A 16923-nucleotide genomic window follows, 5' to 3' on the forward strand; every position below is an offset into this window, starting at 1 on the left:
TAAAATACTTACAAAAAAGGAGGAAGTTAAATGACTAGAAGTATTAAAGAATTTTTAAGAAGAGATTTAGTAGTAAATAATCTTGAAGCTAAATCAGCAGAGGATGTCTTTAAGAAGATATCTCCAATATTATTAGAAGCAGGATTTGTAGAAGATTCCTTTTTTAATGGGTTAGTAAATAGAGAAAGTAAATTTCCTACAGGTTTATTACTTGGAAAATACAATGTTGCAATACCCCATACAGATACCATACATGTTAAGAAACCAGCAATAGCCATTGCAACACTAAAAAATCCCGTGAAATTTAATAGTATGGATGGAAATGGAAGCGTAGATGTCAATATAGTATTTACTATGGCTTTAAATGAACCTCACAGCCAGATAGTAATGTTACAGCAATTAATGTTTTTAATCCAGAATGAAAGCATTCTCGAAAATATGCTTCAAGCAAAAAATAGCGACGAGGTGTATGATATCGTTTCAAGCTTTAATTGTAATTGCGAATAAGTAATGAGCAATTATTTAAATTATATGATTTTATTTTAAGGAGGTAAAAAAATGGACAAACAAAAACTAATATTAGTAGCTTGTGGTACAGGAATAGCAACTTCAACAGTTGTATGTAAAAAGGTGGAAGACTTGATTAAAACTAATGGCATTAATGCGAGGATTATACAATGCAAGATTTCAGAGGTAGCAGGTTATGAAGATCAAGCAGATCTCTTAGTAACAACTACAATTTCATCACGAAATTATAAATTCCCTGTAATTAATGCTATGAACTATCTAACTAATATTAATCCAGCAAAAGTTGATCAAGGAATTATAGATGCTTTGAAATAAAAAAAGATAGGCCACTTTAAAGGTGGACCTATATAAAAAAATTAATTAGACTACTAATTATTATAGCACATAAAAGTATGTATTTGAAGCTCAGGATAAAACATCTTAATTAATAGTATTTTTTGTTCAAAAACTAAATCACATATATAAATCTATGATATGAACAGCTTAATTGAGAATTTATAAAAGTAAATAAAATTTGATAATATAGGGGGAAAGAAAATGTTATTAAATGTAGTGCAATACATTTTAAACTTAGGACCAACTGTTATGCTGCCATTAACAATTACTATTATCGGTATTATATTTGGACAAGGATTTAAAAAAGCATTTAGATCAGGTATTACAATTGGTATTGGTTTTGTTGGGATAAATTTGGTTGTCGGATTGCTTACAACAAATCTTGGTGGCGCAGCACAACAAATGGTTACTAGATATGGATTACAGCTAAGCATAATAGATGTAGGCTGGCCAGCTGCTGCTGCAATAAGTTGGGCATCTCCTATAGCAGCAATAATGATTCCAATAGCCATGTTAGTAAATTTAGTAATGCTAGCTACAAAGGCAACAAATGTAGTTGATATTGATATATGGAATTATTGGCACTTTACTGCAGCTGGTGCTAGTGTGTACGTATTAACTAATGGTAACTGGCTATTTGCTATTTTGGCTGGTATTTTATACGAAGTTGCTGTTATTAAGATTGCAGATAAGACAGCTCCAATGGTTCAAGAATTCTTTGGACTTGAGGGAGTATCATTACCAACCGGCTCAACTGCTGCATGTGGTCTAATTGGTATTCCTATTGTCAGTGTAGTAAAAAGAATTCCGGGGATAAAAAATTTAAAAGCAGACCCAGAAACTATTCAAAAAAGATTTGGCGTTTTTGGAGAACCTATGATGATGGGACTTATTCTTGGTATTGTACTTGGAATTCTTGCCGGCTATGGTGTAGATAAAATCTTGCAAATAGGTATTTCAATGGCTGGTGTCATGTTCTTAATGCCTAGAATGGTTAGAATACTTATGGAAGGTTTAATTCCAGTTTCAGAATCAGTTAGAGAATTCTTGCAAAAGAAAAATTTTGGGAAAGATAGAAATCTTACAATTGGTTTGGATGCAGCAGTAGCAGTTGGACATCCAGCAGTTATTGCAACAGCACTTGTATTAGTTCCTATTACATTATTCTTAGCAGTAATACTACCTGGAAATCAAGTTCTACCTTTTGGAGATTTAGCTACAATATGTTTTTATGTTGCCTTTATAGTTGGTGCGGCAAAAGGTAATATAGTGCACTCAGTTATATCAGGTACAATTGTTATGGCATTAGGATTACTAATGGCAACAAATATTGCTGGATTCCATACTCAAATGGCTCAAATGGCTCAGTTTACAATGCCAGCAGGAACATCAACTATTTCAAGCTTAGATATGGGTGGTAATTTCTTAAACTGGATAGTAATTAAGATATTCCAATTATTCACAGGAAGTCTATAAAGTGAAACTTAGCTTCAGAGGGAGTTTTCTAGGTACCCCTTGAGGGTAAACCTCCCACTGAAGGTTAGTTGAAGTTATACCCTCAAGGGGTACACAGTCTAGGGTCGTGCCACTGTTATCTCTCACTTTAATAGAAGATGGGAGTGTTACAGTGGCTAGACATCAGATAAGATTAAATAACCTAATTTGTTAAAGAGTGCTTATTAGTACTCTTTAACACCATTGGTTATTTACAAGGAAAGGATGATGGTTATAGTGGAAGTAATAAATTTAAAAGTAGAAGAATTGATTGGAATGGATTTTAAGTGTGAATGTGGGAAAAGGCATAGTGTAGAAATTAATTCTGTAAAAATAGGAAGTAATATAATAGAACAACTTCCAGAATTCCTTAAAGAGTTTAAGAATAAAAAAATATTAATTGTACAAGATGTACACACATATGATGTAGCTGGAAAAAGAGTTGAAGAAACATTAAATAACGATTTTTTATTAAAGAAATATGTATTTCCACAGGAACACTTATTACCTGATGTATATGCTCTTGGAAGAGTTTTAATAGAAATAGAAGATGATACAGAACTTATACTTGGTGTAGGTTCAGGTGTTATAAATGATATCTGCAGGTATGTGGCTTACAGAGCACATGTGCCTTATGCCATAGTATGTACTGCACCATCCATGGATGGCTATGCATCTGTGGTATCGCCTTTAATTACAGATGGATTCAAAGAATCTCATAAAGCAGCTTATGCTTATGGAATATATGCGGATATTGATATTATGAAGAATGCTCCAATGTATTTACTTTGTTCAGGACTTGGGGACGTATTAGGTAAATATACTGCTCTTGCAGACTGGTCAATTACAAACCTCTTAACAGGAGAATATTATTGTAAGACTATTGCAGATATGGTTCAAGCTGCAGTAGATAATTGCGTTGCTGCTGCACCAAGGATTCCAGAAAGGAATCATGAAGTAGTAAAAAATATAACAGATGCACTAGTCTTGTCTGGAATAACTATAGGAATGTCAGGTTCTTCAAGACCTGCATCAGGTTCTGAGCATCATATTGCTCATGGCTGGGAAATAATGTTTCATACAAGAAATAGTGAAGAAAAATGGGTACATGGAAACTTTGTTGGAGTAGGTACGGTTGTAATGTCTATGTTATTTGAAGCATTAAATGATATAGATATAAAAAGTGTTATGGCTAAGAAAAGCTTCAGATACTACGATATGAATAAATGGAGACAAAATATTGAAAGCGTATTTGGTAAAGTGGCAGGTAATGTAATTAATTATAAAAAGGATGCAATTGAATTAGATCCTGATAAGAGACAAGAAAATGCAGAAAAGATAGCAGCAAACTGGAAGGAAATTCTTGATATTGGATATACTATAGTGCCAAGTTCTGAGAACGTAAAAAAAATACTACAGGACAGTGGATGTGTATGGCATCCTGAAGAACTTGGAATAGACAAGGATTTATTTATTAAGACTTTTATTGCTGCAAAGGACATAAGAACAAGATATGGCGTTGTGCATTTAATTGATGATCTTGGATTAACAGAAGAAATTGCTAATTTAATTGCTGATAAATTATATAAGTCCAGTAATATATAAGACAACTATATGTTTTAATGTGGAGGTAAAAATGAATGAGTTAAAAGATATTAAATGTTTTTTATTAGATATGGACGGGACTTTCTATCTTGGAAATACAATTATTGATGGAGCTTTAGACTTTCTAGACATTTTAAAAAGTCAACAAAAGAAATTTATATTCTTAACAAATAACTCTTCGAAAAACAAATCAACGTATAAGCAAAAGCTTTCAGCACTTGGTTGCTATGTTGATGAAGAACAAATTTACACATCCGGTGAAGCAACCATATGGTATATGAAGAAAAACTGCATAGGTAACAAGATATATCTCATGGGTACAGAACCACTTATGACAGAGTTTGAAAGGGCAGGTTTTATATTAGTTAAGGACAAAAATGACAAACCAGATTATGTAGTTCTTGGGTTTGACACTACACTAACTTATGAAAAAATATGGACAGCTTGTGATTATCTAAGAGATGGAGTACCATTTATAGCTACTCATCCAGATTTTAATTGTCCAATTGAAGATAGCAAATATATGCCTGATACTGGCTCTATGATAAGAATGTTTGAAGCATCTACAGGTATTTCTCCTGTGGTTATAGGTAAACCATATGGATATATAGTAGAAGCTATCATTGAAAAGTATGGCCTTAAAAAAGAAGAAGTGGCAATTGTAGGAGACAGGCTTTACACTGACATTAAAACTGGAGTTAATGCAGGAATAACTAGCATTCTTGTATTAAGTGGCGAGACATCAGAAGCTATGTATAAAGAATCTGACATAACTGCAGATTATGTATTCTCATCAATTAAATATATTGGTGAAGAGTTGATGCGATTTTATGAAAGCTTTATTTAAGTCCTGGATGATTATAAGAATTTTATCTAGCCATTGTATGTTTAGAAGAACTTATTTAGCAGCTGTATGTTAAAAAGTATTGAAAATTCATGGAAAATAATTAAATTCTATGAGTTTTGAGAAATTAAAAAGAAGTTAATATTCAAAATTAGGAGGTAATGTTATGAGCATTATAACAATTATTGGAGCAGGCCAAATGGCATCTGCACTAACTTTCCCAGCAACAGAAAATAATAATAAGATAAGACTTGTGGGTACACCATTAGATAGAGAAATCATAAATACTGCGAAGGCTACAGGTTTTCATTCGACATTAAAACGTCAATTACCTGAAACAGGAATTGAATACTATCAAATTGAAGATGTAAATGAAGCAATAGATGGAGCAGAGCTTATTATTTGTGGAGTCAGCAGCTTTGGTGTTGACTGGTTTGCAGACAATATATTACCTATTATACCAGAAGAGATTCCTATTCTTTCAATAACAAAGGGAATGATTACTGAAGAGGATGGCAAAATGATAAATTATCCTAACTACTTTTTAAGTAAACTTCCGTCTAATAAGAAACTTTCTATTAGCGCTGTAGGTGGACCATGTACTAGTTATGAACTTGCCGATAAAGATAATTCTGAAGTCGTATTTTGTGGTGATAACATAAACTTACTTAGAAAGTTTAAGAGTTTATTTGAAACTTCATACTATCATATTAGCTTATCTACAGATATTATAGGTGTTGAATGTGCTGTAGCGCTAAAGAATGCTTATGCTTTAGGCGTATCACTAGCTATTGGATTAGCTATTGGAGCTGATGGATCTGGAAAGGAACATTACAATTCTCAGGCTGCACTTTTTGGACAAAGCATAAAGGAAGCTAAACGCCTTTTGGAAATAGTCGGAGGAGGAGAAGAAAACATTATATATTTTGGCGGCGACTTATATGTAACTGTATTTGGTGGACGTACACGTAGAATAGGAACTTTATTAGGACAAGGATTTTCATTTAAGGAAGCTATGGAACAATTAAAAGGAGTTACATTAGAATCAGTAGTTATTGCTACTCGTGCTGCGAAATACGTACGTTGCTTAGCAGAAAAAGGAGTAGTTAAACTTAGTGATTTTCCAATGATAACTCATATTGATGAGATTATAAATTCAGATGGCAAGGTTAATATTCCATGGAAAGCATTCGAGTCTGAAAAAATACTATAATTTATCATTAACTAGCTGAAAATTTGGAATGTAAAGTTTAATAACTTTAATTAAAATTCTAAAGTTAAATTACCATGATTATAAAATGAACGTGTGGTAAATATTATTGATATGATATTTTGAGTACAGTACTAGATTTAAACTTAGTGCTGTACTTTTCATAAGCTTCTTTTACAGTATATGATATAATCATTAAAAGATAAGAAAAATAAATTCATTATGTTTTCTATTTTTATAAAATTGTTATTCCAGTTAAAGAGAGTTAGTGTTATAATTACATAAGAAAATTGTGTAAAAAAGTGAATTAATATACATGTATGTATATTAATTTCTTTTTGTTTACTATATTTCATAGTAACTCATAAAATTTTATTTCGTTAGAATCAAAATTCCATTTAATTTAAGATAAGTTTCTATGTTAATAACGCTAATACATATTTAATATTACCAATACATAAAGTTTTTTTATTAGTAAAGTTGGGAAGAAGTTTATTTTAATGAGTATATATTATTTAATCACTTTTTATGAAAAGGCATACATTTATGATGTATTTATTTGCATACTTCAAAAAAGTGTTCTTAATAGAGCCTAAACATTTATTTCTAAAGACATAATATCTATATATGATATTTTTAGAGTATATGAATTTTTAGAACTTATGCATATCTTTAATTTTATAGATGGTGAGATGGTATTCGATATAGTTTGAGTTACTGATTTTCTTTTTCAGGGGGTAGCAATATATGTTTCAATGCGAATGCGAGCAAGAAGCAAGTTATATTATAGAATCAAAAAAGAAATGTCTTGAGTTAGGGTTGGACTCTAATAATCCTAAAATGCCTAAAAATATTATGTCTGAATTAGAATTAGGGAAAAAAAGAGATGCTTATGACGAAATTCTAGAAGTTGTCAAATTTTTCAGTAATAAAATGATAAAATTGTTAGAAGGTACACCTGTATTAATAACAATTACGGATGAAGATGGATATTTGCTAGATGTTCTTGGAGATAAATCTATTAGCGAAACAATGTCTGAATTTGGAGTTAAACCAGGTATACAATTTCGAGAAGAGGAAATGGGTACAAATGTAGTTAGTTTAACACTTAAGCAGAATCACCCAATACAACTAATAGGAAGCAATCACTATCATAAATGTTTTCAAGACTGCGCATGTTATGGAGTTCCATTTCATTATTCAGATGATGGTAATTTATTGGGAAGTATATGTATTATGACTGCGATTATACTTCATAATCCATTTTTTTTAATGACATTAACTACTGTAGTTGATGCAATAGAGCGTGAACTATTGCTAAGAAAGCAAAATCGAAAGATAACTGAACAAAAAGAATTGTTGTATGAATCAGAAAAGAGACAAAGAGAGTTTCTTGAAAAAGATTTAGCAATGAAGGATGAATTTATAACTTTAATTACACATGAATTTAAAACGCCAATAAATGTTATTTATTCAGCTATACAATTGATTGAACATGTGTATATTAGTGAAATTCCTGAATCAGTGAATAAACTTATTGGAAGTATAAAACGTAATACATTTAGACAATTGAGACTTGTGAATAATTTACTAGACATTACAAAATTAAAATCGGATCAGTTTAAATTAAATTTGAAATATTTAGATATTGTATCTTTAACAAGATTAATTACAGAATCAATAAAAGTTTATGCGGATCAAAAGAGAATTAATCTTTATTTTAAAACTAATGTTAACAATAAAAATATTTCAATAGATGATGAAAAATATGAACGTATAATCTTAAATTTATTATCAAACGCTATAAAATTTACACCGGAAGGAGGCTCAATAACTGTTGAGTTTAAAGAAAATATCAATAATAAAACAGTAGATATATCTGTAACTGATACGGGGGTTGGTATACCAAAAGAGAAACATAAAGTGATATTCCATAGATTTGGACAAGTTGAAAATAATCTTTCGAGGTTAGCAGAAGGTAGTGGCATTGGATTAGCTCTTGTAAAGATGTTAGTAATTATATTAGAAGGAGAAATAGAAGTTGAGAGTGAGGTTGGGTGTGGAAGTAAGTTTACCATAACTTTACCTATTAAAGAGGATATAGTTAATGAAGAAAGTAAAATATCACAAAGATATGATAACAGGTTAATAAATGCCATTAATGTTGAATTTTCTGACATATATTTCTGATAATATTTAGATATCATTTCATTTTTGATTATGAATATAAAAATTAGAAAAAGTATAAACTAAAAATGAGGTGAGAAAAAATGACAAACTATAAATTTATTACAAATAATGATGAAAATGATTCAACAAATACAACAAATACATCTATGCCAGCAAAAAATAGGAAAAGACATAAACCTGTAAGAGGGATTCCTAGAACTGGAGTATAATAAATGGCAACTATAAGTTTGTAGAATCAAAAAAGTGCAGTACTAAAAAATATATTTTGGTACTGCACTTTTTAAGTTTATATAATTATAATCTAATCACTTTAAATTAAGAATATTTTTTATATTAAAACACATGATAAATTTAAATATTATAACTTAACGAAAAAATATGGAGGATCGGTAATGAGCATCTTAAAAAAAATAATAATATTTATAATTTTAACTTTATTAATAATTACATCACTAGATACTTCAACAAAAAGTGTATATGCTATCCCCAATTTAAGTAAAAACACTCCTATTAAAATAGCAGTATTTTCAGATAACTCTAGCGCTATGTATATTTCTCTCCTTAAACAAAATTTAGAACGTATTGAAAAAGAAAATGAAGAAAAAGTCAAGTTTACGTTTTTTGATGCTAAAGACAATCAAGCTAAACAAAATGAAAGCATAGAGAAAGCTCTTTCGCAAGACTTTGATCTTTTTATTATAAGTATAATATCTCCAAATTTAAAAGATGTAGAAAGTACTTTGCGCAAAATAATGGAAAAAGACATTCCTATAATTTTGAATCCTGATCCAGTACAAGAAATAATAAACTTTGTTAAACCATATAAACGTTTTGTTGTTGTCGGCGCAGATTTTGAACAATCAGGTACAATGGAAGGGAGCATTCTTGTTAATGAATGGAGAGCTAATAAGCGGATAATAGATAAAAATCAGGATGATGTATTGCAGTATATTATGCTAAAAGGTAGAATCGGAAGCCCTCTAACATCGTTAAGGACAAAATATTCAATTTTAGCGCTTAATGATGCTGGAATAAAAACAGAGGAACTTGCTTCTCCATCGTGTGAGTGGATGGAAGATTGTGCCCAAAGTGCTGTGGAGTCATTATTTCTTAAATATGGTGACAAAATTGAAGCAATAGTTTCAAATAATGATGCGATGGCAATAGGAGCGGTTGAAGCTTTGCAGAAATATGGATACAACAAAGGCGGTAAATCTAAAACAATTCCAGTTGTAGGCATCGACGGTATGCCGACTGCTAAAGATTTGATAAAAAAAGGGTTTATGTCGGGAACCGTTGTTGTAGAACCTAGCGATCTTGCTGAAGCTCTTTATTTTATCGGTATGAATTTGGCTTATGGTAAATCACCCATCGAAAACACTAAATATAAATTTGATGAAACTGGATTTAGAGTTCATTTAAAGTATAAGGAATTCATAAAATAGTTGAAGTAATGAGATTTTAATTAGGATTAAAATAATTAATGATGCGAAGTGCTGTGTGAAAGCTAAATAATTCAAGATTTTTGGCCTTTAAATAGAATTAATATTATATAAATATGGAATTAGGCAGCTGAAAATCATAAGATTTTAGCGAATTTAAATATAGAAAAGGTGTCACATCTAATGCGATTCATAATCAAATTTAATTTCCATGAGACTATCACACAGCCAAAGTCTAGAAATATATATGTATACCTATATATTTCATATAAATATTTTCATTAGTACAATTTAGGACATGCATAGCTTGTAAAATTAAAAAAACAATATATATACGTTGCAATAATAAACTTACATTTAAAATTCTAGCAAGCCAAGTGCTCAATTAAAATAATAATGTAGAAATTAAATTGTAACATATATATTGATGTAATGAAGTTTATGATTAGCAAATCCAAATAGTATGTAAGATAACATTATTGTATAAAAAATATAAATTTTAGAATTAGTAAAATATTTTTGTTGGAGAAATATGCTTATAGAATTAGCTGCAATAGTACATTTTAATTTAAATTTAGGAAATTAAAATTAAATTTATATTTTAATAGAAGAATTTAATGAATAATTATCATATTCTAATATATAATAAACAATCTAGATAAGAAAAAGGGGTGCAGCTAAATTGACAAAAATATATGATGTTGTATTAAATGCTCCGTTTGGTAGTCAGCAGGGCAGAATTACTTTTGTAATAAATGGTGAATCTTTGACAGGAGTAATTGATGGAATGGGATTTAAAAGCAAATTTAATAACGGAAGAATTCATGGAAACAATTTTGAATTTTCTGGAGAAATAAAAATTCTATTGGCTAAGTTAAAATATTCTGCTAAAGGTATTTTAAATGGTAATCTATTGTCAGCATCTGTTGATACAAAATATGGAACATTCTCTGTAACAGGAAGTCTTATATCTCAATCTTAACGTCAATTTAAACAAGATAAATATAAGAAATAATAAAAAAATTTGAAATACAAAAAGATAAAAAATAAGTTTAGATAATATAAATATTTGTTAGACAGTAAATTTATTCAATTAGATTTACTGTCTATATTAATTATTAGGATAATTAGTAGAAGTTGAATTTATATTACATAAATAGTATCCGGCAATTATTTGAAAAGTGAAAAGTATTATTGCTGTGATTATTTACAAGAGTATAATAATTGAACATAAGCAGATAATAAAAAGGGTTATAATTATGTAAGTATGATACAAATTAAGAGAAATACTTTCGGTTATATATCGTTTTTACTTATAAAATAAAAGAACTAAAAAACAAAAGAAGAAAGGAGAGATATAATGCAAGATATGAAAATAAAATCAGAAGTAGGATGGAAATTAGAGAATACTTATGCTGATCTACCTAAAATATTTTTTAGCAAGCAAAATCCAACACCAGTAAGATCTCCTAAATTAGTTATTCTTAATCAGCAGCTTACAGAATCATTAGGATTGAAGACAGAAATACTTCATGATAGTGATAGTATAGAAATATTTGCTGGAAATAAAATAGAAGAAGGAAGCTTGCCTATTGCTCAGGCTTATGCAGGACATCAATTTGGTTATTTTAATATGTTGGGTGATGGTAGAGCTATATTACTTGGTGAACAAATTACGCCAAGTGGTGAAAGATTTGATATTCAGCTAAAGGGATCAGGCAGAACACCATACTCTAGAGGTGGCGATGGAAGAGCCGCACTTGGGCCAATGTTGCGTGAATATATTATTAGTGAAGCAATGCAAGGCCTTGGAATTCCAACAACTCGGAGTCTAGCAGTAGTAACAACTGGAGAGCCTGTAATTAGAGAAAACGTGCTCTCAGGTGCTATTCTAACTCGGGTAGCTTCAAGCCATATTAGAGTTGCTACCTTTCAGTATGCTGCAAAGTGGGGAACTATAGAGGAACTCAAAGCTCTAGCTGATTACACTATTAAACGTCATTTTTCTGATGGTGATAAATTAGAGAATCCTTATATTTTTTTACTTCAAGAAGTTATTAAACGGCAAGCTTCATTGATATCAAAATGGCAATTAGTCGGTTTTATTCATGGAGTTATGAATACTGACAACATGGCTATTAGTGGAGAAACTATAGATTACGGACCTTGTGCCTTTATGGATACATATGATCCGGAAACCGTATTTAGTTCTATTGATAGAGAAGGAAGATATTCATATGGAAATCAACCACCTATAGCTGAATGGAATTTAGCTAGGTTTGCTGAAACCTTATTGCCACTAATCCATAATAATCATGAAAAATCAGTAGAAATTGCACAAAATGAACTTTCAAAGTTTGCAGATTTATATCACGATAATTGGATTAGAGGAATGAGATCAAAACTCGGAATATTCAATAAAGAATCTCAAGATGAAGCACTTATTGAAAATTTGCTAAGTATTATGTATAAATATAAAGCAGATTATACTAATACATTTAGTTCTTTAACTTTAGATAGATGTTCTGATATGGAGTTATTTAAGACTAAAGAATTTGAGCAATGGCATGAATTATGGAAGGCAAGATTAGATAGACAGCAGGAATCTAAAGAGTTTTCTAATATGTTAATGAAAAATTCAAATCCTTACGTAATACCACGTAATTATAGAGTTGAGGAAGCATTGTCGGCTGCTGAAGAAGGCGATTATACAGTTATGAATAAACTATTAAATGTACTATCTAATCCTTACGCATATTCAGATAATCAATCTGAATATGAAAAATTGCCTCCAAAATCTTGTGGCTCGTATCGAACTTATTGCGGAACCTAAGTTTAAATAATAATATTAATAAATTTTTAATAAAATAAAAAATACCTAAAAAAGGGCGAGACATAATATAGCCCTTTTTTAATTTTGTGAAAAATACATAAATCATTGGGATTATGTATTTAGAATAATAAAAAATATTAGAATTATTATGTAAAACTAAAACTAATTTTAATAAAAAATCATATAAAAAATTTAAAAAGTAATAAAAAAGACATAAAATTTATACGTTTACACTTAACAACTAATGAAATTTATGGTATAATAAAAAACGTATTCTGGAAATTGAAAAGGAGAGATTTGATGTCAAAAAGTTATCAATGGATAAAAGTTGCAAAAAAATCAATCGTTTTTTTTGTAGCTTTGAGTATTTATTTAGGTATTGGAACTGCTTTTTCAGCTAATTTAGCTAAAGCAGCTGCAACACAAAATAAAGATATAATCTGCTCAACAACAGCGTACACAGCGGAGTCAGGAAGTGTGACAGCAAGTGGAAAAATAGTAAAGAGAAATGCAAGTGGGATAAGTACAGTAGCGGTGGATCCAAGCGTAATTCCTTTTGGAACATATTTATATATAGAAGGTTATGGATATGCAATAGCTGCAGACAGTGGAAGTGCGATAAAAGGCAATTCTATTGATGTTTATTTTGATAGCGATAGTGAATGTGATAATTGGGGTAGGAGAACTGTTAAGGTTACGGTATTTGGAAAATCTGATAATTAAAGAAAAATGAAAATGTTTAACTAATCTAATATAAGTGATAAAATGATCTATAAAAATAATTCTAATAATTAAATCCAGAAAGCAATTTATTCAGATTGACTTAGACAAGCTTATTTAGAGATCAGTTATACTTAAGTTTATAAAGTGAATATTCAATTGTTATAATATCTAAAAGAAGTGTTTCTAAAATATAGGGACACTTTTTTTATTTGAAAAAGAGGAAAATTGATGTAGTGTTATTGACAAAATATCAATAATATCTTAATTTATTTAAAATTATATCAATAAAAGTTTTTATTTAAAGATAAAAACAAAAAATAACGTGCTATATATTAACTAATTAATAATATAAAGGAATAAGATTGACAAACTAGGGAATAGTTGTTAGTATAAAAGTATTCCTACAAGAATTGTATGAATTAAAAAAATTAAAAAGGTGATAAATAAATGAATATTGACTGGAATTTCGTAGTGACTAATTTGCCTTTGTATGAGAAAGCTGCATGGCTTACATTAAAGTTAGCTATTGTAGGAATACTTTTATCATTGGTAATAGGATTACTATGCGGAATAATATTATACTTTAAAGTAAGAGTTTTGGATAAAATTGTACAAGCTTATATTGAGCTTTCGAGAAATACTCCACTACTTGTACAGATATTTTTTCTGTATTTTGGTTTGCCTAAATTAGGATTTAAAATGGGAGAAGCTACTTGTGCTATAATTGGTTTAGCATTTCTTGGCGGTAGCTATATGGCTGAAGCTTTTAGAAGCGGAGTTGAGGCTGTAAGTAAGACACAAATTGAATCTGGCATAAGCATTGGTCTTTCAAAGGGCCAACTTATTAGATATGTCATAATTCCACAAGCTTTTTCAGTAAGTATGCCTTCAATAAGTGCAAATTGCATATTTTTATTGAAAGAAACTTCTGTACTTGGAGCTATATCAATAATGGATCTCACAAATTTAACAAAAGATTTGATAGGAATGTACTATAGAACTTTTGAATCATTATCATTGCTAGTTTTGATTTATCTTATCATGATTCTACCTTTATCATTTCTAATGTCTTGGATAGAAAGGAAGGTTCGATATGCAGAATTCGGCAATTAGTGTTATTTTTCAAGAAAACAATATTAAGCGTTTATTTGAAGGCCTGTTCGTAACAGCAGAAATTGCTTTTATATCTATTATTATAGGATCTATACTAGGAATACTTATAGGTTTGAGTAGGACTACAAAATCGAAGGCGATACTTTTTATTAACAGAGTTTACCTAGAAGCTTTTAGAATAATACCAACGTTGGTTTGGTTATTTGTATTCTACTTTGGAGTTACTACAGCATTAAATATAAACCTTAGTGGAGAAGTTGTTTCTGTTATTGTATTCAGTCTTTGGGGCGCAGCAGAAATGGGAGATATAGTAAGAGGATCTCTTCAATCATTACCAAAACACCAGATTGAATCGGGTAAGGCTTTAGGTTTAAATTATTATCAAATATATAGATATGTACTTATGCCTCAAGCTATAAGAAGAATGATACCTGGAACCATCAATTTAGCAACTAGAATGATTAAAACTACTTCGCTTGTAGTTTTAATAGGTGTTATAGATGTTGTTAAGATGGGGCAGCAAATTATTGAAAGTTCAAGATTTCAATTTCCTACTGCTTCTTTCTGGATTTATGGTTTTATATTCTTCTTGTACTTTATAATATGTTATCCACTATCAAAAATATCGAAAAGACTAGAATCAAAGTGGAATAATTAGGAGGAACATACATGGATAAGAATAATAATCCTGTCTTGCTTGAAATACAGGATGTTCACAAAAAATACGATGAAAAAGAAATATTAAAAGGTATTGACTTAAGTCTCCACAAAGGAGAAGTACTAGTTATCTTAGGACCTTCAGGCTGTGGAAAAAGTACTTTTTTGAGATGTCTCAATGGACTAGAAAAAATTCAAGGTGGAGATATTAAATTTAAGGAACAAAGTTTTACAGATAAAAATGCCGATTGGCAAAAGATTCACGAGAAAATAGGAATGGTTTTTCAAAACTATGAATTATTTCCTCATATGACAGTTATTGAAAACATACTTTTAGGTCCTTTAAAGGTTCAGAAAAGAGAGAAATCTGAGGCACTTGCTCAAGCAGAACAACTTTTAAATAAGGTTGGATTACTTGACAGGAAAGATTCATATCCACGTCAACTTTCAGGGGGCCAAAAGCAAAGAATAGCTATAGTTAGGGCATTATGTATGAATCCAGAAATAATACTTTTTGATGAAGTAACAGCATCTCTTGACCCAGAAATGGTAAGGGAAGTACTAGATGTTATATTAGGCTTAGCTAAGCAAGGTATGACTATGGTAATTGTTACACACGAAATGGGATTTGCCCAATCAGTGGCAGATAGAATAATCTTTATGGATGAGGGCAAAATATGTGAAGAGTCGGGACCAAAAGAATTCTTTACAAATCCAAAGACAGAACGTGCTAAGCACTTTCTAAATATATTTCAATTTTAATTATTAATAGGGGGATGACAAAATATGAAAAGCATAAAAAAAATAGTAGCAGCTTTACTTTTAAGTACTGTAGTAGTTGGAAGTTTTGTTGGCTGTGGTAATTCAGCACAAACTAATAAAGGTGATTCTAATAAAGCAGCGTCTAGCTCTTTAGAAGACATAAAAAAACGTGGAACTATAAAGATTGGTGTATTTAGCGATAAAGCTCCATTTGGATATGTTGACTCAGAAGGAAAAAACCAAGGATTTGATGTATATGTTGCAAAGAGATTTGCTAAAGATTTACTTGGAGATGAGTCAAAAGTTGAATTTGTTTTAGTTGACGCAGCAAGTAGAGTTTCTTATTTAGAATCTAAAAAAGTTGATATAATTATGGCTAACTTTACTGTCACTGATGAAAGAAAAGAAAAAGTTGATTTTGCAAATCCTTATATGAAAGTATCACTTGGCGTAGTTTCACCAGATGGCGCTAAAATTACTTCAGAAGATCAACTTAAAGGCAAGAAGGTTATTGTAGCTAAGGGAACAACTGCTGAAACTTATATGACTAAAAACCATCCAGACGTTGAACTTGTAAAATATGAACAGTATTCAGAAATATTCCAAGCATTAAAAGATAAACGTGGTGATGCTATTTTAAGTGATAACACAGAAGTTATTGCATGGGCTAAAGATAATCCTGGATTCTCTGTTGGTATACCATCACTTGGAAGTACAGATACCATTGCTCCAGCTGTTACTAAAGGTAATACAGAACTTAGAGATTGGATTAACACTGAACTTGAAAGCTTAGGCAAAGAGAACTTTGTTCACAAAGCTTATGATGAAACATTAAAATCAGTATATGGTGCTGAATTTGAAGATAGCCTTGTAGTTGAAGGTGGAAAAATACAATAAGATTTTTTAAAGGATGAGGATACAATGTAATCTTCATCCTTTATTTTTATGCACTCGAATTATACACTGCAATCAATATTTAAGAAGTATTATGCTCAGCTAGTATTTTAAATCGCTTAATTAAAGTTTTATAAGAAAGTTATGTTTTATAAAGAAAATAAAAAAGAAGATATATTCGCCTACGATTTTATTCTCGTTTTGAGAATCGGAATGTATGAGTACGAAGTTTGTATTCATGGGCATTAAATCGATTAATAGCGATATTTTTTTTGTAGTCAAATGTGTAAGA

At 30.2% G+C, this 16923-nt stretch carries 16 protein-coding genes; all 16 read left to right on the plus strand.

Annotated elements, in window-relative coordinates; genetic code table 11:
* Positions 1–30 precede the first annotated feature (30 nt).
* Positions 31–507 carry a PTS sugar transporter subunit IIA gene (locus PZA12_RS12940; RefSeq protein WP_077841046.1) on the plus strand — a complete coding sequence of 159 codons (477 nt, stop codon included), beginning with the start codon at positions 31–33 and terminating at the stop codon, positions 505–507.
* A 51-nt stretch (positions 508–558) separates the two neighbouring features.
* On the plus strand, positions 559–843 hold the full coding sequence (locus PZA12_RS12945; RefSeq protein ID WP_077842946.1) for a PTS sugar transporter subunit IIB: 285 nt from the start codon (positions 559–561) through the stop codon (positions 841–843).
* Positions 844–1065: 222 nt separating this feature from the next.
* The gene (locus PZA12_RS12950) at positions 1066–2340 is read left to right on the plus strand and encodes a PTS galactitol transporter subunit IIC (protein ID WP_077839241.1); all 1275 of its coding nucleotides are present in this window, start codon (positions 1066–1068) and stop codon (positions 2338–2340) included.
* Between the two features lie 246 nt (positions 2341–2586).
* Positions 2587–3963, plus strand: coding sequence for a sn-glycerol-1-phosphate dehydrogenase (locus PZA12_RS12955; protein WP_242964424.1), 1377 nt, complete (start codon positions 2587–2589; stop codon positions 3961–3963).
* A 31-nt stretch (positions 3964–3994) separates the two neighbouring features.
* A complete protein-coding gene (locus PZA12_RS12960; protein ID WP_078115561.1) occupies positions 3995–4810 on the plus strand; it encodes an HAD-IIA family hydrolase in 816 nt (271 codons plus the stop codon).
* Positions 4811–4973: 163 nt separating this feature from the next.
* Complete coding sequence (locus tag PZA12_RS12965; protein ID WP_078115560.1) at positions 4974–6020, plus strand: glycerol-3-phosphate dehydrogenase; 1047 nt, start codon at positions 4974–4976, stop codon at positions 6018–6020.
* A gap of 744 nt (positions 6021–6764) precedes the next feature.
* Entirely contained in the window at positions 6765–8207 is a 1443-nt protein-coding gene (locus tag PZA12_RS12970) for an ATP-binding protein (RefSeq protein ID WP_078115559.1), read from the plus strand.
* 80 nt (positions 8208–8287) lie between these two features.
* A complete protein-coding gene (locus PZA12_RS12975) occupies positions 8288–8416 on the plus strand; it encodes a hypothetical protein (RefSeq protein WP_264647034.1) in 129 nt (42 codons plus the stop codon).
* A gap of 183 nt (positions 8417–8599) precedes the next feature.
* Positions 8600–9652 (plus strand): galactose ABC transporter substrate-binding protein, encoded by a 1053-nt coding sequence (locus PZA12_RS12980; protein WP_078115558.1) that lies wholly within the window; start codon positions 8600–8602, stop codon positions 9650–9652.
* A gap of 679 nt (positions 9653–10331) precedes the next feature.
* The gene (locus PZA12_RS12985) at positions 10332–10631 is read left to right on the plus strand and encodes a hypothetical protein (protein WP_077839247.1); all 300 of its coding nucleotides are present in this window, start codon (positions 10332–10334) and stop codon (positions 10629–10631) included.
* A 378-nt stretch (positions 10632–11009) separates the two neighbouring features.
* Positions 11010–12482 carry a protein adenylyltransferase SelO gene (locus PZA12_RS12990; RefSeq protein WP_078115557.1) on the plus strand — a complete coding sequence of 491 codons (1473 nt, stop codon included), beginning with the start codon at positions 11010–11012 and terminating at the stop codon, positions 12480–12482.
* Between the two features lie 300 nt (positions 12483–12782).
* A complete protein-coding gene (locus PZA12_RS12995) occupies positions 12783–13205 on the plus strand; it encodes a 3D domain-containing protein (protein ID WP_078115556.1) in 423 nt (140 codons plus the stop codon).
* Between the two features lie 447 nt (positions 13206–13652).
* On the plus strand, positions 13653–14318 hold the full coding sequence (locus PZA12_RS13000; protein WP_012058721.1) for an amino acid ABC transporter permease: 666 nt from the start codon (positions 13653–13655) through the stop codon (positions 14316–14318).
* Positions 14299–14976, plus strand: coding sequence for an amino acid ABC transporter permease (locus PZA12_RS13005; protein ID WP_012058722.1), 678 nt, complete (start codon positions 14299–14301; stop codon positions 14974–14976). The genes PZA12_RS13000 and PZA12_RS13005 overlap by 20 nt, the downstream gene beginning before the upstream one ends.
* An 11-nt stretch (positions 14977–14987) precedes the next feature.
* Positions 14988–15737 carry an amino acid ABC transporter ATP-binding protein gene (locus PZA12_RS13010; protein ID WP_017211656.1) on the plus strand — a complete coding sequence of 250 codons (750 nt, stop codon included), beginning with the start codon at positions 14988–14990 and terminating at the stop codon, positions 15735–15737.
* Between the two features lie 24 nt (positions 15738–15761).
* Positions 15762–16634 (plus strand): cysteine ABC transporter substrate-binding protein, encoded by an 873-nt coding sequence (locus PZA12_RS13015; RefSeq protein WP_077842956.1) that lies wholly within the window; start codon positions 15762–15764, stop codon positions 16632–16634.
* Positions 16635–16923: the final 289 nt, after the last annotated feature.

The sequence above is a fragment of the Clostridium beijerinckii genome (assembly GCF_036699995.1).
In the GTDB taxonomy this organism is placed as follows: domain Bacteria; phylum Bacillota; class Clostridia; order Clostridiales; family Clostridiaceae; genus Clostridium; species Clostridium helianthi.

Coding starts and splice junctions, on each gene's coding strand:
- PZA12_RS12940 (WP_077841046.1), top strand. CDS start 31: ATGACTAGAAGTATTAAAGAATTTTTAAGAAGAGATTTAGTAGTAAAT.
- PZA12_RS12945 (WP_077842946.1), top strand. CDS start 559: ATGGACAAACAAAAACTAATATTAGTAGCTTGTGGTACAGGAATAGCA.
- PZA12_RS12950 (WP_077839241.1), top strand. CDS start 1,066: ATGTTATTAAATGTAGTGCAATACATTTTAAACTTAGGACCAACTGTT.
- PZA12_RS12955 (WP_242964424.1), top strand. CDS start 2,587: ATGGTTATAGTGGAAGTAATAAATTTAAAAGTAGAAGAATTGATTGGA.
- PZA12_RS12960 (WP_078115561.1), top strand. CDS start 3,995: ATGAATGAGTTAAAAGATATTAAATGTTTTTTATTAGATATGGACGGG.
- PZA12_RS12965 (WP_078115560.1), top strand. CDS start 4,974: ATGAGCATTATAACAATTATTGGAGCAGGCCAAATGGCATCTGCACTA.
- PZA12_RS12970 (WP_078115559.1), top strand. CDS start 6,765: ATGTTTCAATGCGAATGCGAGCAAGAAGCAAGTTATATTATAGAATCA.
- PZA12_RS12975 (WP_264647034.1), top strand. CDS start 8,288: ATGACAAACTATAAATTTATTACAAATAATGATGAAAATGATTCAACA.
- PZA12_RS12980 (WP_078115558.1), top strand. CDS start 8,600: ATGAGCATCTTAAAAAAAATAATAATATTTATAATTTTAACTTTATTA.
- PZA12_RS12990 (WP_078115557.1), top strand. CDS start 11,010: ATGCAAGATATGAAAATAAAATCAGAAGTAGGATGGAAATTAGAGAAT.
- PZA12_RS12995 (WP_078115556.1), top strand. CDS start 12,783: ATGTCAAAAAGTTATCAATGGATAAAAGTTGCAAAAAAATCAATCGTT.
- PZA12_RS13000 (WP_012058721.1), top strand. CDS start 13,653: ATGAATATTGACTGGAATTTCGTAGTGACTAATTTGCCTTTGTATGAG.
- PZA12_RS13005 (WP_012058722.1), top strand. CDS start 14,299: ATGCAGAATTCGGCAATTAGTGTTATTTTTCAAGAAAACAATATTAAG.
- PZA12_RS13010 (WP_017211656.1), top strand. CDS start 14,988: ATGGATAAGAATAATAATCCTGTCTTGCTTGAAATACAGGATGTTCAC.
- PZA12_RS13015 (WP_077842956.1), top strand. CDS start 15,762: ATGAAAAGCATAAAAAAAATAGTAGCAGCTTTACTTTTAAGTACTGTA.